Annotated in this window: 16 protein-coding genes; 6 read left to right on the plus strand and 10 right to left on the minus strand. The window is 68.6% G+C overall.

The genetic code is table 11. The features are described 5' to 3' along the window. The first annotated feature begins 77 nt into the window (after nucleotides 1–77). Together FHS74_RS01540 and FHS74_RS01545 are read left to right on the plus strand one after the other, a co-directional pair. Nucleotides 78–1358, plus strand: coding sequence for a hypothetical protein (locus FHS74_RS01540; protein ID WP_184796798.1), 1281 nt, complete (start codon nucleotides 78–80; stop codon nucleotides 1356–1358). Nucleotides 1359–1567: 209 nt separating this feature from the next. After that, entirely contained in the window at nucleotides 1568–2620 is a 1053-nt protein-coding gene (locus FHS74_RS01545; protein WP_184796800.1) for a hypothetical protein, read from the plus strand. A gap of 49 nt (nucleotides 2621–2669) precedes the next feature. Here the strand turns inward: FHS74_RS01545 and FHS74_RS01550 are convergent, their stop codons facing one another. Genes FHS74_RS01550 through FHS74_RS01565 form a run of 4 tightly spaced genes read right to left on the minus strand, consistent with a single transcriptional unit; the run spans nucleotide 2670 to nucleotide 9587 of the window. Continuing rightward, the gene (locus FHS74_RS01550) at nucleotides 2670–4796 is read right to left on the minus strand and encodes a hypothetical protein (protein ID WP_343066825.1); all 2127 of its coding nucleotides are present in this window, start codon (nucleotides 4794–4796) and stop codon (nucleotides 2670–2672) included. Further along, nucleotides 4793–7570: a DUF4159 domain-containing protein gene (locus FHS74_RS01555; RefSeq protein ID WP_184796802.1), complete on the minus strand. Its 2778-nt coding sequence runs from the start codon at nucleotides 7568–7570 to the stop codon at nucleotides 4793–4795. The genes FHS74_RS01550 and FHS74_RS01555 overlap by 4 nt, the downstream gene beginning before the upstream one ends. Next, entirely contained in the window at nucleotides 7570–8571 is a 1002-nt protein-coding gene (locus FHS74_RS01560; protein WP_184796804.1) for a DUF58 domain-containing protein, read from the minus strand. The genes FHS74_RS01555 and FHS74_RS01560 overlap by 1 nt, the downstream gene beginning before the upstream one ends. Beyond that, the gene (locus FHS74_RS01565) at nucleotides 8571–9587 is read right to left on the minus strand and encodes an AAA family ATPase (protein WP_425491244.1); all 1017 of its coding nucleotides are present in this window, start codon (nucleotides 9585–9587) and stop codon (nucleotides 8571–8573) included. Before FHS74_RS01565 ends, FHS74_RS01560 begins: the two co-directional genes overlap by 1 nt. A gap of 162 nt (nucleotides 9588–9749) precedes the next feature. Here FHS74_RS01565 and FHS74_RS01570 point away from each other — a divergent pair, with 162 nt between their 5' ends. The 3 genes from FHS74_RS01570 to FHS74_RS01580 all read left to right on the plus strand — a co-directional run bounded on the left by FHS74_RS01570 (nucleotide 9750) and on the right by FHS74_RS01580 (nucleotide 12414). After that, nucleotides 9750–10427 carry a DUF1285 domain-containing protein gene (locus tag FHS74_RS01570; RefSeq protein ID WP_343066826.1) on the plus strand — a complete coding sequence of 226 codons (678 nt, stop codon included), beginning with the start codon at nucleotides 9750–9752 and terminating at the stop codon, nucleotides 10425–10427. Nucleotides 10428–10429: 2 nt separating this feature from the next. Further along, nucleotides 10430–11107: a CoA pyrophosphatase gene (locus FHS74_RS01575; RefSeq protein WP_184796806.1), complete on the plus strand. Its 678-nt coding sequence runs from the start codon at nucleotides 10430–10432 to the stop codon at nucleotides 11105–11107. A gap of 68 nt (nucleotides 11108–11175) precedes the next feature. Continuing rightward, entirely contained in the window at nucleotides 11176–12414 is a 1239-nt protein-coding gene (locus FHS74_RS01580) for a CCA tRNA nucleotidyltransferase (protein WP_184796808.1), read from the plus strand. 112 nt (nucleotides 12415–12526) lie between these two features. Here FHS74_RS01580 and FHS74_RS01585 read toward each other — a convergent pair whose 3' ends face one another. The 3 genes from FHS74_RS01585 to FHS74_RS01595 form a co-directional block, all read right to left on the minus strand. After that, nucleotides 12527–12967, minus strand: coding sequence for a c-type cytochrome (locus FHS74_RS01585; RefSeq protein ID WP_184796810.1), 441 nt, complete (start codon nucleotides 12965–12967; stop codon nucleotides 12527–12529). Between the two features lie 34 nt (nucleotides 12968–13001). Then, nucleotides 13002–14573, minus strand: coding sequence for an NAD(P)/FAD-dependent oxidoreductase (locus FHS74_RS01590; protein WP_184796812.1), 1572 nt, complete (start codon nucleotides 14571–14573; stop codon nucleotides 13002–13004). A gap of 378 nt (nucleotides 14574–14951) precedes the next feature. Continuing rightward, nucleotides 14952–15932: a hypothetical protein gene (locus FHS74_RS01595; protein ID WP_184796814.1), complete on the minus strand. Its 981-nt coding sequence runs from the start codon at nucleotides 15930–15932 to the stop codon at nucleotides 14952–14954. A gap of 455 nt (nucleotides 15933–16387) precedes the next feature. Between FHS74_RS01595 and FHS74_RS01600 the strand changes: the two genes are divergently transcribed. Continuing rightward, nucleotides 16388–16885, plus strand: coding sequence for an EF-hand domain-containing protein (locus FHS74_RS01600; RefSeq protein ID WP_184796816.1), 498 nt, complete (start codon nucleotides 16388–16390; stop codon nucleotides 16883–16885). A gap of 220 nt (nucleotides 16886–17105) precedes the next feature. Here FHS74_RS01600 and FHS74_RS01605 read toward each other — a convergent pair whose 3' ends face one another. The 3 genes from FHS74_RS01605 to galE form a co-directional block, all read right to left on the minus strand. Further along, nucleotides 17106–18425, minus strand: a complete 1320-nt coding sequence (locus tag FHS74_RS01605) for an eCIS core domain-containing protein (RefSeq protein WP_184796819.1) — start codon at nucleotides 18423–18425, stop codon at nucleotides 17106–17108. A gap of 247 nt (nucleotides 18426–18672) precedes the next feature. Next, complete coding sequence (locus tag FHS74_RS01610; RefSeq protein WP_184796821.1) at nucleotides 18673–20214, minus strand: hypothetical protein; 1542 nt, start codon at nucleotides 20212–20214, stop codon at nucleotides 18673–18675. Continuing rightward, nucleotides 20211–21257, minus strand: coding sequence for a UDP-glucose 4-epimerase GalE (galE, locus tag FHS74_RS01615; protein ID WP_246462848.1), 1047 nt, complete (start codon nucleotides 21255–21257; stop codon nucleotides 20211–20213). The genes FHS74_RS01610 and galE overlap by 4 nt, the downstream gene beginning before the upstream one ends. Nucleotides 21258–21261: the final 4 nt, after the last annotated feature.

Raw genomic sequence — 21261 nt, forward strand, 5'->3', positions numbered from 1 at the left:
GAGCCCGCCCGATGGGAACAAGATGCACGTCCTAGTTGTTGCCCGGGGCCTTGGAAGCATCCGGTTGCGGAGATGAGATGAATCGTCAGAATGCGCCGAAACGGGATTGGGTCCGGGTGAAACCCGGCGAACGTTCGGCGGTGGTGCCGGAGAAGCCCGAATTCGACGATCAGAAGCTGTTGACATTGTTGCAGTCCGCCAAGCGTGAACTGCAAGGCCTGCGCCTCATCCATCTGCACCTGTCCCTCCTGAAGGACAAGAGCAACCTGGACCTGCTGTCCATCAAGCGCGCGATGCAGGAGACGGCGGACAACTCCTCCTACCTGCAGGCGTTCAATCTTTCCAACGATGATGTCATCGTCCTGTACAAGGGCATCAAGTTTTCGCTGATCAGCGACGTCTGCTCCAAGATCGAGAAGCTGCTGCTGTCGCGCACGACGATGACGAAGCAGAACCCCTACCGGGAAGACAGCCTCTATTCGATCATGGAGCTGTCGCTCAACTTCGTCAGCGTCATCCGCTTCATCGAAGGCCTGCAGAAGGGTGAGGGCGGCGACGCGCCGGTTGAGCAGACCAAGCCCCCCATCACCCTGGAGGAGCTGGGCAAGATCGAACGCGCCGTGCAGATGTTCGACCTGTCGCCGTTCATGTTGAATCAGCCGGTGGTGAATATCCAGAACCCCACCGAGAACGAGTTCGAGTATTTCGAGCTGTACATCGCCATCAAGGCGCTGGAAGAGCGGCTGTCGCCTCAGTTCGACATCACCGCCAACCGCTGGCTGTTCAGCTACTTCACCTCCCAGCTGGATCTGTCGGTGCTGCGCGCGCTGAACTACGGCGTCGATTTCCTGCGCGGCAAGCGGTTGGGCCTGAACCTGAACCTGGCCACCATCCTGTCGGCCAGCTTCGTGAAGTTCGATGAGCGGCTGACGACCGACCTGCGCGGTAACGTTATCCTGGAAATCAACAAGACCGACCTGATCGAGAACGTCTCGATGTACAAGGAGGTTGTCGATTTCGCTGCCACCCGTGGCTACAAAATCTGCATCGATGGGCTGAACGATTTCTGGGTCACGCACATGGACCTGGAATACATGGCCTGCGACTACGCCAAGATCATCTGGTCCCCCGACATGGAAAGCATGAGCGAGGAGGAGGTCGAGGCCCTGCAGGAAAAGGTGCGGCAGCAGGAAAACTGCCGCTACATCCTGGCCCGGTGCGGCACCGTTTCCGGACTGATCTGGGCGGAGAAGATGGGCATCAGTCTGGTCCAGGGCCGGGTCATCGACAACATCCTGCGCAAGAGCGTGCTGGTCCGTGACGCGCTGAAGACGGCGCAGGTCATGAACGACGACTGAATTGTCCTATCCACCGGTGGGATCGGCCCCCGGTGGATAATATCTTCGGCGCCTTAATCGCCCGGTAAGCTCTTCCCATTAAAACGAGGTTATCGCCGGGCCGCGAAATCTGTGTCACTTTCCGCCCGGGGCCATCGGGTCACAGTGCGGAACAGGTGGGTCGTTCCGGCACCGGCGCACGGTGCGTTTGGGCAGACTGACCGGAGACGATGTTGGGACGTGAAAATCCGGTACAGGCGGCCGCTGCCGAGGACGGCGCAGGCCAGGGTGCCGCGACGGCGACGACGGTCGAAACGTCACCGGTGTCCGTTTCCCCGGAGGAGGTGGAAGCCGGCCGCAGCACGCACTTCCTGTTCGAGAACAAGGTATTCTCCGTTCCCGGCGCCTTCTTTTCCTTCGCCCGCGATGGCAACGAGCCCGTCTATAACGTCCAACTGGGTGAGCTGTGGGGCAAGATCGCCTTCCGTACCCTGCGCGAAGCCTTCGGCATTGACGACAACAGCCCGGACGCCACGCTTTTGGGCGTGGTCGAGCGTGGCTTGAAATATGTGAAGACCATCCGCCCCGGGGACAGCATCCCCCGCGAACTGCTGGACGGCACTGCGTCCTGGCGGGTCGAGGACCAGCACCTGCAGATCGCCCGTGGCCGCATCACGGTGCAGTTGGTGTCGTGGATCACGGGCAAGGAGACCCTGATCACCGACCGGGCCCAGCTGGAACAGGTGGTGGAGGATCCACAGACCAAACAGCGGGCGCAGCAGGCTTTCAGCGAACTGGCCCGCCGCCTCGGCCTGCCTGAGGAACGCAAGCAGGAGATCGTGGACAAGGTCGAATCGATCGCCCGTGAGCTGTCCTATATCGAGGCGCTGCGCGACCGTTACGGCCAGGTGCAGCACATCCTTTCCGGCCTGGCCCAGACGGGACGCATCTACAAGACCGACCGTCAGATCCAGTCCGACCTGTCACGCATGATGGCCCTGGTCAAGCAGCCTATTCTGGATTTCGAGGACATCTTCGGCCAGTTGGATGCCCAAACCGGTGAGATCGTGGCGGTGCTGAAATCCTATGACAGCCAATTGGGCTTCATCCGCCGCATGCGCGACGAACTACACACCCGCCTCATGCTGTGGGATGACGTGATCTACGCCTGGGAGGGCGAGCCCATCGAACGCGGCCCGGAGTTGGAGGCCCGCCTGAAGAAGACCTATCACTTCCTGGCCCAGCACTTCCTGGTCACCAAGGTTTGGCAGCGAGGCGCCTGAAGCCCTTCCCTGCGGTGACCAAGTCCAATTGAGCCGCCGGCGGGCGCCGTCACCGTCCCTCTCGCCGCCAGCCCAGGACCAGTAGGGCCGCCAGAACCAGCAGGCCCGCCCAGGCCGGCACCAGGGGCACACGGGCGACGCCGGTGACGGTGTAGTCCCCGTTGGCGCGCAGGCCCAGCCAGCCGCCGCCCGAGGCGCTCTGGCCCGGACCGACACGCCGCAGGTCGGGCAGGCCGCCGCTGCCGCCGGGGCCATCCACCAGCCAGAAGACCCCGCCGCCCGTGGCCTTGGCCAAGGGTGCCAGACGGTCGGGCGTGGTGCGCATGTCGGCCAGTTCAGGTGGGTTCAAGGCGCCCACCACGGCCAAGGCCGTGCGGTCGCCATCCTTCACCCGCCACAGGCCGGGCTCCGTGGCGGCCAGGGCGCCGCGCGCCACCCCGTCCGGCCCATCGGCCAGGGGCAGTGTGGTGACGGCGTCGCTGGGGGAGCGCACTTCCACCGGGTCGGCGTCGGGCTTCAGCGACCGGCGCTCCACCACCAGCCTGTCGCCGTCGACATGCGCTTTGAGATCATCCTCCTCCAGCGCCGGTTCCTTCATCAGCCAATGGGCCAGGCGGCGCAGCAGCTCCGCCGCCGGGCCGCCGCCTTCGAAGCCGCGCGACCACAGCCACATATGGTCCGAGGCGATCTGGGCCACCCGGCCCTTGCCCACGCGATCCAACACCACCAGCGGCTGGTTGTTGGCTCCGGCCATGACCACGGTCCCCTGGCGGGGCACGATGTCGATCTGGCGGAACCAGCGCCCCCAGGGCGCCTTCCGGGCGTCCCCCGGGGCCGGGGCGCCATCGCCGTAGCCGTCCAAGCCGGCGGTCACCGGGTGACGGCGGCCGGCCTCGGTCAGCGAGGGTGTGTAGGGCTGTTCCGTCACCGTGCCGGTGGGCTCACCCGGCAGAATGCCGCCCAACGGCGTGCGATAGAGCGACAGGGGGGTGGCGTAGGCGGGGCCGCTGGCCTCCAGGAAGGCGCCGCCGTTGCGCACATACTCCGCGATGTTGGCGAGATAAGCCATTGGCAGGACGTTGCGCTGGCGATAGCGGTCGAAGATGACGAGGTCGAAGTCGTTCAGCTTCACCTCGAACAGCTCACGGATGGGGAACTGGATCAGCGACAGCTCGCGGATGGGCGTGCTGTCGGATTTCTCCTGCGAGCGCAGGATGGTGAAGTGCACCAGATCCACCGCCGGGTCAGCCTTCAGCAAGTCGCGCCAGGTGCGCTCGCCCGCGTGCGGTTCACCCGACACCAGCAGCACGCGCAGGCGATCGCGCACGCCGTTGACGATGAAGGCGGTGCGGTTGTTGGCCATGGACAGCTCGGCCGGGCCGGCATTGACCGACAGTTCCAGCAGGTTGGGCCCGCCATGGCCCACGGTGATGGTCAGGGGCACGTCCTCGCCCACCGGCACCGGCACCTGCCGCTCCGGCTGGCCATCCTGGCGGATGGTCAGCAGGGCGCTGTCGGCGGCACCGTCGCTGGCCGGCAGGTCCTCCACCCGCACGGTGGCCGTCACCGTCTTGCCGACGATGCCGTAGCTGGGGCCGCGCACCAGCACCAGACGGCGGTCGCCCTCGCCATGCTCCCCCGTCAGCAGGGTGTGCACCGGCCCCAGATCGGCCAGGCTGTCGGGCTTTTCCGGGACGTCGTGCACCTGCCCGTCGGTCAGCAGGATGGCGCCGGCAAGGCGGCGGCGGGGAATGTCGGCCACGGCCTGGGTCAGGGCGTCGATGGCCCGGGTCTCTTCCCCCTTGCCGCCGCCGGTCGAGGTGCCGGTCTCCACCACCCGCAAATCCAGGTCCGGCACGGCGGACAATTTGGTCTTCAGCGCCGCCAGGGCCGCCTCGGTCCGTTCCTTGCGATGGCCCACATTCTGGCTGGCGGAGGTGTCGACCACCACCACGGCCACATCCTTCAGGGGGTGGCGGTCCTCCCGGATCAGCGCCGGGTCCAGCAGCAGCAGGGCCAGGGCCGCCAGCGTGGCGGCGCGCCAGGTCAGTCCCCGCGCCCGCCGCCAGGCCATGAGCGCCAGGCCCAGCAGCGACAGCAGGGCCAGGATGACCAGCAGCCAGGGGGGCAGCAGCGGCTCGAAACTGACGCTCAGGCCGGAGAACAGGTCCATCATTGCCCCAGCCGCTCCAGGATCGCCGGCACGTGCACTTGGTCGGCCTTGTAGTTGCCGGTCAGGGCGTACATCATCAGGTTGATGCCGAAACGGTAGGCCATCTCACGCTGGCGCTCCCCCCCCGGCACCACGGCGTTCAACGGCCGGCCCTGGCCGTCCACGGCCCAGGCGCCCGCCCAATCGTTGCCACCCACCAGCACGGGGGAGACGCCGTCGTTCAGCCGGCCCTCCGTCGCCTCCGCCCACAGCTGCCCCCCGGCCTGCCGACCGGGGAAGTCCTGCATCAGGAAGAAGGTGCGGCCCAGGACGTGGTCGGGCCCCACCGGGGCCAGGGGCGGGACGTCCAGGCCCCGGGTCAGCTCGCGCAGGCGGGCCTGGATGCCGGCATCGGGCGACCCCTGGTCGCGGGTGTCGAACAGGATCATGCCGCCGCCGTGCAGATACTGGTTCAGCTTGGCCACCACGGCGTCGGACAGGGCGCCCTGTCCCGGCGTGACCACCCAGTACAGCAGCGGGAACAGGGCCAGATCATCCTTGTCCAGGTTGACGCCCATGGCGCCGGCCACGTCCACCGCCGTGCGCCGGTTCAGCTGCTCCCCCAGGCCCAGCAGGCCGGCTTTGGTGGTGGCGTCGGCGGCGCGGTCACCCGTCTCGACATAGGCCAGCCAGTTGGCGGTGGTGGCCCGCACGATCTCCTCATCCGAGGAGGCGGCGCGGGTGTGCGGGGCGGTCAGCAGGGCCACCAGCACCAGGGCGATGGTGGCCGGCCCCCGCCGCCAGGGGCCGGGCCAGCGGATGGGCCAGCGGGCGGGAGACGGCAGCAGGCCGCGCGCCACCAGCGACAGGAACAGGTCCACCACCCACAGGATGGCCGCCAGGCCCAGGAACCAGGGGCGCAAATCCGTCTCCCGCGTTCCGCCGAAGCCTTGGTAGGCGACGCCGGCCAACGGTTCCATAGGCACCAGCGGCGCCACGGAGGCGCCCAGGTTCAGGGCGCGGCGCCGGTCACCCACGCCGTAATAGCCAGGGGGATGCAGGGGGCCGATCTCGGTCGCGCTGGCGCCATCCTGGCCGCCCGCGCCTTGCGGCTCCAGCGGCTGGGCCAGGGCGGAGGGCGCCACCAGCCGGCCCTGGCCATCGAGCACCAGCAGGGGCGGCAGGGCCCCCCCGGCATTGCCGCCGATGCCGCCGGGCAGGCCGTCGCTCAGGCTGACCAGGCGCCGCAGCATGTCCACGTACAGGCCCGACAGGGCCAGGTTGGACCAGGTGGGATCGGCGCTGGTGTGCAGCAGCACCAGCCAGCCCTTGCCCCGCCGCTCCCCTGTCACCAGCGGCGTGCCATCCTCCAGCCGGGCCCAGACCTTGTCGCCCAGGTCGGGGGCGGGTTCGGCCAGCACCTGGCGGCTGACGGTGACGTCGGCCGGAACGTCCAGGCCGGCGAAGGGGCTCTTGTCGTCAAAGGGCGCCAGATGGGCGGGTGTGGTCCAGGACAGGGCGCCGCCCAGCGACCGGTCGCCACCGCGCAGGCGCACCGGCAGCAGCGTCTCCTCCCCCATCGGCGGCGTCTCATGCGCCAGGCGGGGGCCGCCGAAACGCACCAGCACGCCACCCTGGTCGATCCAGCGGGCGATACGGCTGGTGTCGCCCTGCGCCAGGGTGCCCATGTCGGGCAGGACCAGCACCGACACGCCACCCTCCAGCAGCGCGGGAACGACGCCCCGGCGCACCTCGGCGTAGGGCGCCAGGGCGCGATCCAGGTAATAGAGGCTGGACAGCAGCGGCTGGCTGTCGCCACCAGGGCCGGCGCTGGCCAGGCCCACGGGGCGGCGGCGCCAGCGGTCATCCAGCAGCAGGGTGGCCCCCACGCCGGTGCGGTCCTCCAGGTGCAGGCGGACGGCCGCGTTGCGCAACTCGCCCGGCAGTGTCAGGGGCAAGGCGAGCTGGCGCTGTCCGGGGGTGAAGATGCCCTCCACCCGGCCCAGGGCCCGGCCGTCCTCGCCCAGCGCCTCCACGGCGATGGGCTGGGGCTGGCTCCCCTCCGCCCGTTCCACCGGCACCATCAACGCGCCGGCACCATTGTTGGGCGCGCGCAGCAGCAGGGGGCCGTGGTCGGCGCCCGCCGTCATCACCGTGACGCGGCCCAGGCTGCGCAGGCGGTTGGCCAGCGCGCCCACACTGCCGTCGTTCAGGCCATCGGCCAGCCAATAGCTGTCGACGGTGATACCCGCCAGGGGCCCGGTCCTCTGGGCGGTATCCAAGGCGGCCAGGGCGGCGGCGCGGTCGCTGGGCCAGGGCTGGGGCGCCAGGGCCTGCACCAGGCGGCGGGCGGCGGTGGCGCTCAGGGGGCCTTGGACCTGCGGTGCTTCCCCGCCGGCGCTGGTGGCGGTGGTCAGCAACAGCACGGGGCGGTCCTGCCGCTCGGCCTGGGTCACCAACCGGTCCAGCGCCTGCTGGCGTTCCGGCCAGTCGCGGCCGGCGGCCCAGCCGGTGTCGACCAGCAGCAGCAGGGGACCGCCGCCTGCGGCCGGGGCGGCGTCCGGGTGCAGCAGCGGCCGGGCCAGCCCGATGATCAGCAGGGCGCACAGCGCCAGGCGCAGGACCAGCAGCCACCAGGGCGTGCGCGCCGGCGTCTCCTCCGTCGCGGACAGCCCCAACAGCAGGCGCAGGGCCGGGAAGGTGACGCGCTTGGGCGCCGGCGGCGTCAGGCGCAGCAGCCACCACAGGCCCGGCAGCAGGACCAGGGCCCACAGCACCAGCGGGCTGGCGAAGGCCATCAGGCGTCCCCCCCGCTCATGTGGGTCACGCCGGCATGCGCGGTGGCGCTTCTCAGGCTTTCCTGCGACAGGGCGCCCCATAGTCCCAGCAACGCCGCTTGGGGCGGCTTGTCGGTGTGGTGCAGGGAGAAGGACCATCCCTGGGCGCGGGCGATCTGGGCCAGGCCGGCGCGATGGGCGGCCAGCCGCTCCTGGTACGCGGCGCGCAGGCCGTCCACCCGGGGCACCAGCAGGCGCTGGTCGCCGTCGGCCGCCCCCTGGACGGACTGGAATTCCACCCGTCCCTCATAGGGCAGGGTCTCTTCCGCCGGGTCCAGGATTTGCAGCAGATGGCCGCGCACGCCGTGGCCGGCGTGGAAGGCGACGGCGGCCTGGATGTCCGCCAGCGGGGCCAGCAGGTCGCCCATCACCACCAGCCGCGCGTGTCGCGCCAGCGGCCGGGCGGGGGGCAGGGGCCGCGCCGCCGCCTCCTTGCGGCTGAGGGCCAGGGCCAGCGGCTCCAGGGCCGTGCGGCCGGGGAGGGGGCGCGGACCGTCCAACAGGCCCACCCGCTCCCCGCCACGCACCAGCAGGCAGGCTAGCGCCAGGGCCAACAGGTCGGCGCGATCCCGCTTCAGGGGCAGGGCGCGGTCCGAGCGCCAGTCCATGGAGGGGCCGGCATCGCGCCACAACCAGACGGTCTGTGCCGCCTCCCACTCGTTCTCGCGGACATAGACGTGGTCGCCCTTGGCCGACTGGCGCCAGTCGATCTGGTCGGTGTCGTCGCCCGGCTGATAGCGGCGGAATTGCCAGAAGGCCTCGCCCGTGCCCACCCGGCGGCGGCCGTGCAGGCCGGGCGCCACGGTCGCCGCCACCCGCTCCGCCGCCACCAGCAGGGGCGGCAGGCGCTGGGCCAGGGTGTCGGCGCGGTCACGCAGACGGCTGGCCGCCTGTGCGGGATGATCCTGGGCGGGATCCCGGGCGGGGTTGGGGCCTTTGGCGCGGGTGTCGGCGGCGGACATCAGGCCAGCGGCGCGCACAGGCGGTCGATGACGGCGTCCAGGGTGACGCCTTCGGCGCGCGCGCTGAAGTTCAATGCCATGCGGTGGCGCAGCACCGGCTTGGCCAGGGCCACCACGTCGTCCAGCGAGGGGGTGTAGCGGCCATCCATCAATGCCCGGGCGCGGCTGGCCAGCATCAGGGCCTGCGCCGCGCGGGGGCCGGGGCCCCAGGCCACATGGCGGCGCACCTCCGCCACGTCGGAGGTCTCGGGACGGCCGCTGCGCACCAGGTCCAGGATGCCGTCGACCACGCTGTCGCCCACCGGCACCCGGCGCACCAGGTCCTGCGCCGCCTGCAACTCCGCCGCCGTCAGCACGGGGCGGACGGGGGTGGACTCGGCACCGGTGGTGGCGATCATCATCAGCCGTTCGGCATCCCGCTCCGGATAGGTCACATCCACCTGCAGCAGGAAACGGTCCAGCTGCGCCTCGGGCAGGGGATAGGTGCCCTCCTGCTCCAGCGGGTTCTGCGTCGCCAGCACATGGAAGGGCCGGGGCAGGGGGTGATAGCGGCCGGCGACCGACACCCGGCCTTCCTGCATGGCCTGCAACAGGGCGGACTGGGTGCGCGGGCTGGCGCGGTTGATCTCGTCCGCCATCAGCAGCTGGGCGAAGACGGGACCCGGGATGAAGCGGAAGGCGCGGCGGCCATGCTCCCCCTCCTCCAGCACCTCGGATCCCAGGATGTCGGCCGGCATCAGGTCGGGGGTGCACTGCACCCGGCGTTCGTCCAGGCCCAGCACCACGCCCAGCGTTTCCACCAGCCGGGTCTTGGCCAGGCCGGGCACGCCGACCAGCAGCAAATGGCCGCCGGCCAGCAGGGTGACGAGGCTGAGGTCGATCACCTCTTCCTGACCGAAGATGGCCTGGCCGATCATCGCGCGGACGCCAGCCAGCTTCAGGCCGGTGTTCTCGATGTCCAAAGCCAGGCCCGCGTCGGGGTAAACCTGGTCACGGGGCAGGTCGGTGATGCTCAACGCGGGGTCTCCCAAAGGTGCACTGGTTCACCAGCATGCCAAAAACACCGGCTCCGGGCCTGTATGCCAGCCCCCTTTATGCTAGCTTTGTGGCCGAAATCGGAAAAATTTCCGGTCCAGGGCCTCGGCAGGCGGGCTGCCGAGGATGGGCCTTTTGAATTGATGGTTGATTGCGCCATGACGGAAAGCAAGCCTGATGCCGGTTCTGGAACCGGTCAGGACGCCGCTGACAAGGCGGCGCCATCCCCGGCGGCCCCCGCCGATCTGGCCGGCCTGCGGGTCCCCCACGATCGGACCGGCGCCAATCCGGACACGCGGCCGGACGAGCGGCCGGATGAGGGGTACGACATCCGCATCGCCCGCGACGGCACGTGGTTCTACCACGGAAGTCCCATAGGCCGCCTGCCCTTGGTCAAGCTGTTCTCCACCGTCCTGCGACGGGACGATTCCGGGGACTATTGGCTGATCACCCCGGCGGAGCGGGGGCGCATCCGGGTGGATGACGCCCCCTTCGTGGCGGTGGAAATGCGCCGCGAAGGGCAGGGCCAGGACCAGGCGCTGTCCTTCCGCACCAATCTGGACCAGTGGGTGACGGCGGGGGCCGAGCACCCGATTCGCGTGGCGCTGGATCCGGAATCGGGGGAGCCCAGCCCCTACATCCATGTGCGCGGGGAGATCGGCCGGGGGTTGGAGGCGCGGCTGAACCGGCCGGTGTTCTATGAACTGGCCGACATCGCCTTGGCGGCGGACGGGGATGTCGGCGGCGAGGGCCCGGCTGGTGTCTGGAGCCAGGGCCTATTCTTCGCCCTGGAGCGCGATCACGGGGAGAAGGGGACGTGAGCATGGCGGCGGCGATCCGCCGCGCCTTCCCCGGCCGGCGCGAGGGCATCTTCGCGCCCGAGGGCCCGGGCATCAACGTCCGGGGCGACCGCGACGGCAACGGGGCGGATGTCGACGGCGTGTTCGAAACCCCGGCAGCGGTGCGCGACGCCGCCGTGCTGGTGCCGCTGGTCGACCGGCCGGAGGGCATGACCGTCCTGCTGACCCAGCGTTCCGTCCACCTGGCGGCCCATGGCGGGCAGATCAGCTTTCCGGGTGGCCGGGTGGAGCCGGAGGACACCGACGCCGTGGCCACCGCGCTGCGCGAAACGGAGGAGGAGGTGGGGCTGTCACCCACGCAGGTGGAGGTGGTGGGCCGCCTCGACACCTACCACACGCGGACGGGCTTCCGCGTGGTGCCGGTGGTGGGCCTGGTCAGCCCCCCCTTCTTCCTGCAGCCCGACCCGTTCGAGGTGCAGGAGGTGTTCGAGGTGCCGCTGGCCTTCATCCTGGACCCAGGCAGCCGGCAGCGTCAGTCCCGCGAGTTCAAGGGCGCCCAGCGATCCTTCTGGGTCTTCCCCTATAACGAGCGCTACATCTGGGGCGCCACCGCCGGCATGCTGGTCAACCTGTGCGACGTGCTGGGCGTTCCCCATATGACGCCGGAGGGACGGATGGACTTTCATCCCCCGCGGCCTTAAGGCGGGACGTCGTTGTCCCTCCCAGGGATACTTGCTAAAGCTAATTTGAAATACAACCCCAAGGCGTCATGACCTCTGTCCGTACCCTGGTGCCCACGGGCCAGTTGGCCTCCGTGGCCAGCCGCCGCGTCCTGCAGTCCCTGATGCGCACGGGACAGGAGGCGCGCTTCGTCGGCGGTTGCGTGCGCGATTGCCTGCTGGAGATCCAGGCGGCCGACATCGACATCGCCACACCGTTGCCGCCGGAAGAGGTGATGCGCCGGCTGAAGGCCGACGGCATCCGCGTCATCCCCACCGGCCTGAAGCATGGCACCGTCACGGCCGTCATCGGCAATGAGACGTTCGAGATCACCACCCTGCGGCAGGATGTGGAAACCTTCGGCCGCAGCGCGCGGGTGGCCTTCACCGACGATTGGCTGGCCGATGCCGCCCGGCGCGACTTCACCTTCAACGCCCTGTCGCTGACGGTGGATGGCGAGCTGTACGACCCTTTCGGCGGCGTGGCCGACCTCACGGCGGGGCGGGTGCGCTTCATCGGCGATGCCGAGGCCCGCATCCGCGAGGATGTGCTGCGCCTGCTGCGGTTCTTCCGCTTCTACGCCCGGCTGGGCAAGGGGCCCCCGGACAAGGCGGCGTTGTCGGCCTGCGCCCGCCTGGCCCCCCTGGTCACCACCCTGTCGGGTGAGCGGGTGCGCGATGAGGTGCTGAAGCTGCTGGCCACCGACCGCGCCGCCGAGGTCTGGCGCCTGATGGTGGACCAGGGGATCATGGAGCATGTCCTGCCCCAGGCCATGGCGGTGGACCGCTTGGCGGCGCTGGACCGGCTGGAATGGATGGTGGGCGAGACGGAGCCGTTGGCCCGTCTGGCGGCCTTGCTGCCGGGTGGTCCCCTGGCCCATGCGGCGGCGGCGGCAGTGGCCGACCGGTTGCGCTTCTCCAACTTCCAGCGCGATCGGCTGGCCGCCATTGCCGCCCCGGTGGTGGACGTGCACCCCAACCTGCCCCTCAAGTCGCGGCGCATCGCCTTGCACCGCCTGGGGCCGGAGATATACCGCGCCGTGCTGCTGCTGGCCGCGGCGGCCATGGGCACGCCGGCCTTCGAACTGTTCGAGCCGCTGGCCGAGGCCTCCGCCTGGCGGGAAACGCCGTTTCCCCTGCGGGGCCAGGATGTCCTGGACAAGGGGGTGCCGGCGGGGCCGGAGGTCGGCCGCCTGATGGGGGAGGTGGAGCGCTGGTGGATCGCCCACGACTTCCAGCCCGACCGCGACGCCTGCCTGGCTGAACTGGGGCGGCGACTGGCGTGTTAATCCATGCCCTTGGGCGCCGGCATCCGCCGCCTGGGCTTCCTCAGTTTGGACGCGGTCGCGTCGCAATCGCTTCGCTCCCCGGGAAAACCCCGGGGAGCGGGGCTCTCGGCGGTCAGCGCGCCGCCTTCACGTCCGCGACCGTGACCGCGTCGGTGTAGTGGTTGCCGAAATGGGTGCGGACGTAGTTGACGACGGCCGCCACCTGGTCGTCGTCCAGGAACTCCCCGATGGCCGGCATGGCCCTCTGGCCGTGCAGCACCATGGCGACGGGATAACCCGCCGTCTCCAGATTGGCGTTGGCGGCCAGCGCCGGGTAGGTGCCGGCGCCGGTGGCGCCCTTGGCGTCCGGCATGTGGCAGCCCTGGCAGATGGCCTGGTAGAGGGCCGCGCCGTCCTTCTGGCCGAAATGGCGGGGGCTGGCGAAGGCGGCGGAACTGGCGTCCGACGCCTGGGCGTGGGCGGCGTGGGGCAGCGTGCCGGCAATAGTGTAAAGCGCGGTCAGCAGGGCCGTCAGGCCGGCCGCCTTGAGCGCGCGGATCTTGGTGACAGTCATGGGTGGGGTGCCTCGTGATCGAAGGGCGGCGCGTTCAGGCCGCGACAACCCGCTTGTGCAGGCGGCTGATGGCGTCGAGGGAGGAGAGGACGGCCCCCTCCTGCCATCCGGTGATGTAGCTGGCGTGTTCGCCCGCCAGCGCGATGCGGCCGTCCACCTGGCAGAGATCTTGGTAGTGGGCGGCCCGGCTCTCCTCGGTCCACGAGGCGTGGCAGCCCAGGGTCCAGGGCACGCGGTGCCAGCCCACGGCCACGCCGTTGTCGAACTCCTTGGCGTACTGGGGATGGATCTGGGCGCCATAGGCCAGGGCGCGCTTGATGCGCTCCTCCGGCGGCAGGGCGGTGTACTCCATGGCATAGGCGCCGAAGACGTAGGTGCCCAACAGCACGCCCTTGCCCGGGCTGCCGTAGCCGCTGTTGGGATAGCCGATCATGGCGATGGGCAGGTCGGTGAAGCTGATGCCGCCGTAGATCGCCTCATCCTGTTCCCAGAAGCGGCGTTTGAACTGCAGGCCCACCTTGGCCGCGGCCTCGTAGGGAACGGCGCTGATGGCGTTGGCCATCTTCGGCCCGACGTTCAGCTTGATCTGGCTCAGCACCGACAGGGGGATGGTGCACAGGCACCAGTCGGCCTTGGCCGTCTGCGGCGCCCCGCCCTTGACGGTGTCGGTGTAGGTGACGGTGACGCCGTGGTCGTCCTGATGGATCTCCGTCACCTTGGTGTTGAAGCGGATCAGGTCCTTGACCTCGCGGGCCAGCGCCGTGGGGAACTGGTCCATGCCGCCCACCGGCTGGAAGATGGTGGACTGGAATTCGTCATGCAGGCCCATGCCCAGATAGCGCCACAAGCCGCCCTGCATGACGTCGCTGAGGGAGGCGGGGGTGGAGGGCACGGGGGCGCCGTCCATGCCGCCGCCGGGTGCCTTGTCATAGCCGCGCAGGTTGCTGGACTCCAGGCTGGCGGCATAGGCGTAGTTCTTGTCCAGGCCGCCCCAGGCGCGCAGCGACTCCAGCAGCTTTTCCTGGTCCTCCTTGGACACCGTGCCGTCCAGCGCCTTCTGGCCGGTCAGCTTGGCCAGCAGTTCCGCCACATGGCCGTGATAGTCGGCCTGGATCTCGCGGAAGCGCTGCGGCTTGCCGCCGTAAGCCTTGGCGGAGTGCAGGTAGGCGTTGTAGTTGACCTGGTTGAACGGCTCCAGCGCCACGCCGTAGCGGTGGCAGTAATCCAGCACGGCGCGGTGGTGGTAGGGGATGCGCCAGGGGCCGGGGTTGACGTACAGTCCCTGGTCGAAGCCCACCGTCTGCTTGAACCCGCCCAGTTCCGTGTAGGTGTCGCCGCCGCGCAGGCTCCAGCTGCGGCCGCCGGCCTTCTCCCGGTATTCCAGGACCTGGACCTTGTAGCCCGCCTTGCGCAACTCGATCGCCGCCACCAGGCCGGCCACGCCGGCGCCCAGGATGAGGATGGAGGCGCCCTTGGGGTTGCCGTCCAGCTTGATGGGGCCCTTGTACGTCGTCTCCGCCGCCAGCCCCAGGCTGGTGGCAGCCTGGTACATCACGGCGCTGCCCGCCACCGTGCCGATCAGGGTCAGCAGGTCGCGCCTTTTCATGCCACTCAAAACCATGCCCGTTCCGCCTCCATTATTTTTTGAAGTGCGGCGAGTCCCCCTGCTTTATGTCCGGCGATGATCCCGCCGGCTTATCGTTGCCGGGCAGGCGTTCTCAGGCAGGATCGCCACCCCGTTCCTGGCGGCAAGGGCCGCTGGCTCAGGCGCGCATCCTGGTGATTACGTCGAGAACGAACAGCCCGTCTATTAACAACCTGTTATGTTTATATTTTATCAGTCTGCATCATGGGTGCGACCGGGCAAGGGCCCGCCGGCCCCATGAAACCGCGCTCAGTCTACCTGAGGCAGGGTTGCATGGGCCGGCGGGGCTGTCAATGCGGGCACCCCGCGTGGGCTCCGGCGATGGCCGTGGGATGGCGCCTACGCGGGTGACAGGATGGCGACATAGCTCTGGATGCCGCCCGTCGCCGGCTGGTAGATGCCGATCAGGTTGTTCTCCAGGATGGAATTGGCGGTGCAGATGCCGACGGTGGCGGGATTGGTGGTGGCCAGCCATTCGGCTGGGCCGAACGATCCGTCGGGCGCGCGGGCCACCTTGGCGAAGGCGGCACCCGCGTCGGTGGTCGCCGCCAGGGCATAGCCGTCGGGGACGCCGGTGATGCCCTCGAAATGGGTGACGATCCCGGGATCGTTATTGTAGCTGAAGCCGGTGACCCGGGTGATGGCGCCGGTCGCGGCGTCGTAGTCCAGCAGGACGCCCTGGTTGGCCCCGTGCCCGGATTTGTAGCCGCCGGCGATGGTGTAGGCGGCGCCGTCGCCGTTTTGCCAAATGCCATAGGCGGTGGCCAGCGGCCCGATGTCCAGCAGTTGGAAGGTGCCGGTGCGCACGTTGTAGATGAAGGCGTTGGCGGACCCCGCCTGTCCCGCCAGATCATAATCGCCCACCACCAGATCGCCCATCGTGCTGTGTGGTATGGTGTTCGCCACCGTGCCGCCCGCCAAATCCGAGGGCACGTCGATCTGGGTCCAGGTGCCGGACCCATCCAAGGCGCCCTGATAGATCAAGCCATGGTCGCCCTTGCCGCCCTGGCTGTATTTGTAACTCCCCACCACACGGACGTTGCCCTTGCCGATGCCGGGGTCGAACAACGGCGTGTTGGGGCCGTAGAAGACCGATGTCGTCACCGTCTGGCCGGGAAAGGTCGGCGCCAGGAAGATGTAGCCGTCGGCGTCGGTGGGGGAGAGGGGGCCGCGATACAGCAGTCCCTGGGGCTGGCCCGACGCCGACTGGTAGCTGCCGGTGATCACCACCGGCCGACCGTCACCGTCGTCCTGGCGGATGCCGGTGACGGAATAGTCGGCGGCGAAGATATCGCTATAGGTGACTTTGGATGGGCTCATCGGTGCCTCCAGGGGTTGGGTGACAAGGCATTATATCGATCATTGATAGAGATTAATACACTACTTTACTCGTTAAAGTAGCGCACTTTGATCTGTTATAATCTTTTGGTTATAGTTTCGAGCAGCAGCTGGCCGGATTGGCGCCTGTGAGCCCTTTCAGGCGATGTCTCTTTTTCACTTGCAAATGCGAATGACTCTCATTATTCAACAGGGGACACGTTGGTTGAACGCGATCTGGGGGTCGGGGATTGGGAAGGACACAGACCACATGTCGCTGCGTTCGGACAGTGCGCGCCGTGACGCTGCCGCCGGTGGCGGGCGTTGGTCCAAACAGCCACATCCCGACCGTCAGCATCCCGGAATAAAACCACCCATCCTTGCCAAAACCGCCGTGAGGTCGCGGCTTAACGCCCCGCCGTCCTCATTCCGAGCTTACCTTCCAAGGATTTTCCTTCATGGCCTTGACCCGCAGCCCCGCCCGTTTGGCGGCCTCCACCCTGGCCTGTGCCGCCCTGCTCGCCGCCGGTGTCGCCCGTGGCGCTTCCCATGACGTCGCGACCTTCATCAGGGAGCATGACCAGAACGGCGACGGCGTGGTCACGGCGCAGGAATACCAGGCCGTGCGGGACAATCAGTTCAAGGCGCTGGACACCAATGGCGACGGCTGGGTGAGCGAGGCGGAATACACCGCCGAGTTCGAGGCGCGGCTGGCCAAGGAAAACGTGCCGGCGGACCGCAAGGCGCAACAGCTGAAGCAGACCCATATCCGCTTCGTCGCCATCGACCTGGACGGCGACCAGAAAATGTCGCGGGAGGAATTCATGGCCTCGGGCTGGCGCATGTTCGGCTACCACGACAAGAACGGCGACCAGAAGGTGGACCAGGCGGACGTGGACCTGGCCGCCGCCTTCAAACCCTTGCTGGACAAGGCCAGAGGCGACAAGGCGCCCTGAGGGTGAACAGCGTTCCTTAAAGTTCCTATCGGTGCCTGGGGCCTGGGCGATGCGGAGTCCACGCCCCCGTTCAAGACAGGGCACCGTACAGCCGGTCGGCGGCGCGCTAGTCGTGTGGCGCGATGGGCGGAATGGCGGCCTCCTTTCCCCTTCCGTCGACCGGCTCTTTTTATCGGCCCCCGGGATCAGCATCCCGGGGGCCAGTTCTATTTTAAGCTGATTAGAAGTCGTCGAAGTGGGCCCAGCCACCATTGGCGCCCGTGTTGCCCGGCGGACCACCCACTTCCCCTTGCTGGTTTTCCCCTTGCGGGACGGCCTGTTGGAAGTCCCCAAACATGTCTTCCTCATCAGAGTTGGCTACGACCCGATCATCGTCTTCATCCCCATCTGGGGCGCCGGCCCCTGGGACAGCGTGATATTGAATGGGATCACCGCCCTGGCCGTTCCATGCCGCCGCGAATTGCTGGGCCTCATGGCCGCTTAAGACACTCAGGTCACCGGTGCTAGGCAGGAAGCGCATCATGGCGCCCGTCACGACAGGTGCGACGTTGAACACCGTTTGCAGGGCGGCGGTCAGGTTCGGGCGTGAAAGGGCCAGTGGCGCAACATCCCATAGGCTACCCAGTCCGATCCGGTACTCGACATTCTCCTGGGCCAAACCGCCGTCGCCGGGAGCGCTGGCCAGCTTCGCGAGCGACTGGTTCCGCAGGCGCTCCAGGGGGGCGGTGTCGAACGTGAAAGTCCTTGGCGGCCTGTCGCCCTCATCCTCCTCGTCACTATCAGCGGCTTCCAACTGGGCGGCTTGCAGGGTGTCGAAATGCGCCATCACCCCAATGCTCCGCGCACGGTCCCAGGCGATAACCGCGATGCAATTGGCCAGACCATTGGTGAACAGTTCATCTTCCGCATGGCCGATCTCCAGGCTGTTGAAGCCGGCCGGCTTGCGGGCGCGCTGTAGGGCGGGGGCTGGTCCGGTGGCCAGGGCCTGCACCTGACGAGGGTCGGTATCGGGGCTCGGCGCGGCGTGGGCCGCGGCGTCGCCCATGCGGGTCGCCTCGCTTTCCAGGCCGGCGTCGTCGTTGACCGAGATCCCCTGCAACTGCAGGGTCGGCCGCACCCGGCCCTGTTTCTGCTGCACCACGTGCCAGGCCTCGTGCGGCAGATGCCGGTCCTGGCCGGGCGCCAGATGGATTTCCGAGCCTTGGGCGAAGGCGTGCGCCTGCACGGCGGCGGGTTGCGCCGAGTTGTAGTGGACGCGCACGTCGTCCATGGCCAGGCCGGACAATTGCTCCACACCGGCCTTCAGGCTGTCGGGCAGGCCCGTCCTGTTGGCCCGCCGTTGCACGGGGGCGGGCGGAGACTGGTTCACCATATGGTCCAGGGCGGCCAGCCGCCGCGACTGCGGACTGTCGTCCAGCATCCGTTGCAGCGGCATCAGCGCCGGGTGTGATGTCGCCCCGCCCCGCGCCGGGCGCTGGAAGGTCGGTTCGGCGGATTTCCGCTGGGCCGGCGGATGATGTGCCTGGTCGCCACTGGACATGGACCCGCTTGCCTCCTCGGTTCGACGCACTCCACTGTAGCATCGGCATGAGGCAAATCACGTTATTGTTGCGGTGGGGCCACGCGGCCGTTTCACCTGGGGCCGCAGGCTTATCAGCATGGCTCCGACCTACCAGCTGGTGTTCCCGCTGTTCTTCGCAGCCGGGCATCCCCATGCGCGGGCGCGTGCTCGGGGCACGGACGTCCAGGAGCCTGGGTGGGGGCGAATCCCCCGCGTGTTGTCTGTTTCAGCGCTGTTCCGGGTCTACGCCGTCGGTGGGGGCGGTCAGCCGGAACAGGTCATAGTTGCCGAAGGTGGCGCCGGTGAAGCGCTGCAGCAGCTCATAGTGGATGCCGGCCTCGTCCAAGCCGCGCTTCAGGCCATCCGGGTCCTTCTCCGCGTTGTTCTCCGCCACCAGGTAGGCGACGGGGTGTTGGCGCAGCGTGGGCAGCAGCATTCCACCCACCGATTGTGAGGGCAGCAGGCGGTTGCGCCGCCGGTTCCACACCACATGGGTCAGGGTGCACTGGCAGGTGGGGGAGTATGTCGGGATGCCCAGCACGGCGGACAGCGGCACGCCGGCCTCATCCGGGTAGGAGGTCCAATAGGCGTCGGCCAGGCCGTGATCCCCGACCCAATGGGCCATCGCCTCGCTGTTGGCGAAGGGGTGGCGGAACTCCCCCGCATAGCTGTAGGCGCCCCACAGCGCCCAGACGCCGCAATAGAGCGTGGCCAGCAGGGTGGGGGCGCCGCCACGGTGGCGGTACAGCCAGAAGCAGGTGACGAATCCCAGCCACAGGACACCGACGTGGCGGTATTCCGGTTGCTGGTAGACGATGAAGCAGAACAGGAAGACGATCAGGAAAGTCAGGGCATAGACCGACAGCATGGCCCGGTCCCGCCACAGCACGGCGAAGGGCGCCAGGGAGAACAGGGCGGCGGCGGCCACGGCCAGAACCGCATCCACCCAACGGCCCCAGGCGGTGGTGATGCCCTTTCCCAGGTAGTATTCATCACCGAACTTGTAGGTTCGATCAAAGATCAGGCGGCGGAAGACGGCGAGGGCGCCATCCACGGTATGGAAGGTGGGCCTCTCGCCGCCGACGCCGGCATAGGCCATGTCGGCTGGCGGCAGCACCGTCCAGATGAAGCCGGCCACCAGGGCGACATACAGGGCCAGGCCCGCCGCTTCCTGCCGCAGGGCGGTGGTCAGCGAGGTCGCCCGCCAGGCGCGCAAGGCCCGTGTGCCCACCAGCGCCACCGACAGCAGCAGGCCGAAGGCCGAGCAATTGGCCAGCAGGCCCAATGTCAGATAGATGCACAGCCGCCGCCGGGGATGCGCGCATTCCAGCCAGGCATAGAGGAAGGCCATCAGCATGCCGATGGCGTAGTTCCGGGAAATCAGCGCCCACTGGTAGAGCATGAAATAGCTGGCCATGATCAGCACGCGGTCGCGCCTGGCCAGGGGGGCGAGATATCCCACGACGGCGATGGCCGCCGAGACCACCGCCCAATGCGCCAGCTTGATCATCGCCGGCTTGACGCTGATCCACTGCAGCGCCCAGAGCAGCAGGTACCACAGGGAGGGGTGGCCCTCATATTTCAGATTACTGAACAGCGCCGGCAGGGTGGGGCTGTCCAGGATGATCCGCCAGTTCTGCAATTCGTCGAACCACAGCGGATGATGCCAAAGGCCGATGGCGACCAACGCCATGAACAGCGGCGGCAGCAGCGGATAGAACCGGCCGCCGGGCAGGGGCTGGCGCAAGGCCTGGATCAGCGGGTTCATGCCTGGCGCTCCTCCGGGGGCTGCGCGTGGCTTGCTGCCGACGTCAGCAGGAAGCGCCAAGCCGTCGCGGCGATGGCGTCGATGTCGTTGAAGGCGGTGGTGAACCCCAGGATGGCCCGCGCCTTGTCCGGCGCGGCGTAGACCGCCGGGGGATCCCCGGGCCGGCGGGGCGATATTTGGCAGGGAACCGGTCGGCCGGATACACGTTCCACCGCGCGGACCAGATCGCGGATGGAGGTGGCGCGGCCGGTGCCCAGGTTCAGGCGCAGCGACGGGCCGCCGCGGAGCAGGTGCTCCAGCGCCAGCACATGGCCACGGGCGAGGTCGCTGACATGGACGAAGTCGCGCAGGCAGGTGCCGTCCGGCGTGTCGTAGTCGTCACCATTGATGGCGAGGTGGGGGAGGCGTCCCAGGGCGACCAGCAGCGCACGCGGCAACAGGTGCGGTTCGGGATCGTGCCGCTCCCCGATCTCGCCGTCCGGATCGGCGCCGGCGGCGTTGAAATAGCGCAGGGCCGCCGAGCGCAGGCCGTAGGCCCGCCCGTAATCCTCCAGGATGTGCTCCACCATCAGCTTGGTCCGCCCATACGGACTGACGGGCCGCTGGGGCGTCTCCTCCGTGACCGGCAGGGTGTCGACCGGGCCGTACGTGGCGCAACTGCTGGAAAACACCAGGGCGTCCAGGCCGACCGCGCGCATGGCGTTCAGCAGGCACAACGATCCCGCGACGTTGTTGTCATAGTAGGCGGCGGGGTCGGCGATGGAATCCGCGACATAGGCGGATGCCGCGAAGTGCATCACCGCGACCGGGCCGTACTCCGCGATGGTCCCGGCCAGGGTGGCGGCGTCGCGGATGTCGCCACGCACCAGCGGTCCCCATCTCACGGCATCGGCATGGCCGGTTTGCAGGCTGTCGTAGGTGACAGGCAGATAGCCCGCCCGCGCCAGGGCCTTGCACGTGTGGCTGCCGATATAGCCGGCGCCACCGGTGACCAGGACGGACCGGACGCGGGCCATGGCCGGGGAATGGGGAAGGGCGGGCATGGGA

This window comes from Nitrospirillum iridis, from assembly GCF_014205765.1.
GTDB lineage: Bacteria > Pseudomonadota > Alphaproteobacteria > Azospirillales > Azospirillaceae > Nitrospirillum > Nitrospirillum iridis.

Bases quoted from the DNA above. Each gene is read 5' to 3' on its own strand.
- FHS74_RS01540 (WP_184796798.1), top strand. From the start codon at position 78: ATGAATCGTCAGAATGCGCCGAAACGGGATTGGGTCCGGGTGAAACCC.
- FHS74_RS01545 (WP_184796800.1), top strand. From the start codon at position 1,568: ATGTTGGGACGTGAAAATCCGGTACAGGCGGCCGCTGCCGAGGACGGC.
- FHS74_RS01550 (WP_343066825.1), bottom strand. From the start codon at position 4,796: ATGATGGACCTGTTCTCCGGCCTGAGCGTCAGTTTCGAGCCGCTGCTG.
- FHS74_RS01555 (WP_184796802.1), bottom strand. From the start codon at position 7,570: ATGGCCTTCGCCAGCCCGCTGGTGCTGTGGGCCCTGGTCCTGCTGCCG.
- FHS74_RS01560 (WP_184796804.1), bottom strand. From the start codon at position 8,571: ATGTCCGCCGCCGACACCCGCGCCAAAGGCCCCAACCCCGCCCGGGAT.
- FHS74_RS01570 (WP_343066826.1), top strand. From the start codon at position 9,750: ATGGTTGATTGCGCCATGACGGAAAGCAAGCCTGATGCCGGTTCTGGA.
- FHS74_RS01575 (WP_184796806.1), top strand. From the start codon at position 10,430: ATGGCGGCGGCGATCCGCCGCGCCTTCCCCGGCCGGCGCGAGGGCATC.
- FHS74_RS01580 (WP_184796808.1), top strand. From the start codon at position 11,176: ATGACCTCTGTCCGTACCCTGGTGCCCACGGGCCAGTTGGCCTCCGTG.
- FHS74_RS01585 (WP_184796810.1), bottom strand. From the start codon at position 12,967: ATGACTGTCACCAAGATCCGCGCGCTCAAGGCGGCCGGCCTGACGGCC.
- FHS74_RS01590 (WP_184796812.1), bottom strand. From the start codon at position 14,573: ATGAAAAGGCGCGACCTGCTGACCCTGATCGGCACGGTGGCGGGCAGC.
- FHS74_RS01595 (WP_184796814.1), bottom strand. From the start codon at position 15,932: ATGAGCCCATCCAAAGTCACCTATAGCGATATCTTCGCCGCCGACTAT.
- FHS74_RS01600 (WP_184796816.1), top strand. From the start codon at position 16,388: ATGGCCTTGACCCGCAGCCCCGCCCGTTTGGCGGCCTCCACCCTGGCC.
- FHS74_RS01605 (WP_184796819.1), bottom strand. From the start codon at position 18,425: ATGTCCAGTGGCGACCAGGCACATCATCCGCCGGCCCAGCGGAAATCC.
- FHS74_RS01610 (WP_184796821.1), bottom strand. From the start codon at position 20,214: ATGAACCCGCTGATCCAGGCCTTGCGCCAGCCCCTGCCCGGCGGCCGG.
- galE (WP_246462848.1), bottom strand. From the start codon at position 21,257: ATGCCCGCCCTTCCCCATTCCCCGGCCATGGCCCGCGTCCGGTCCGTC.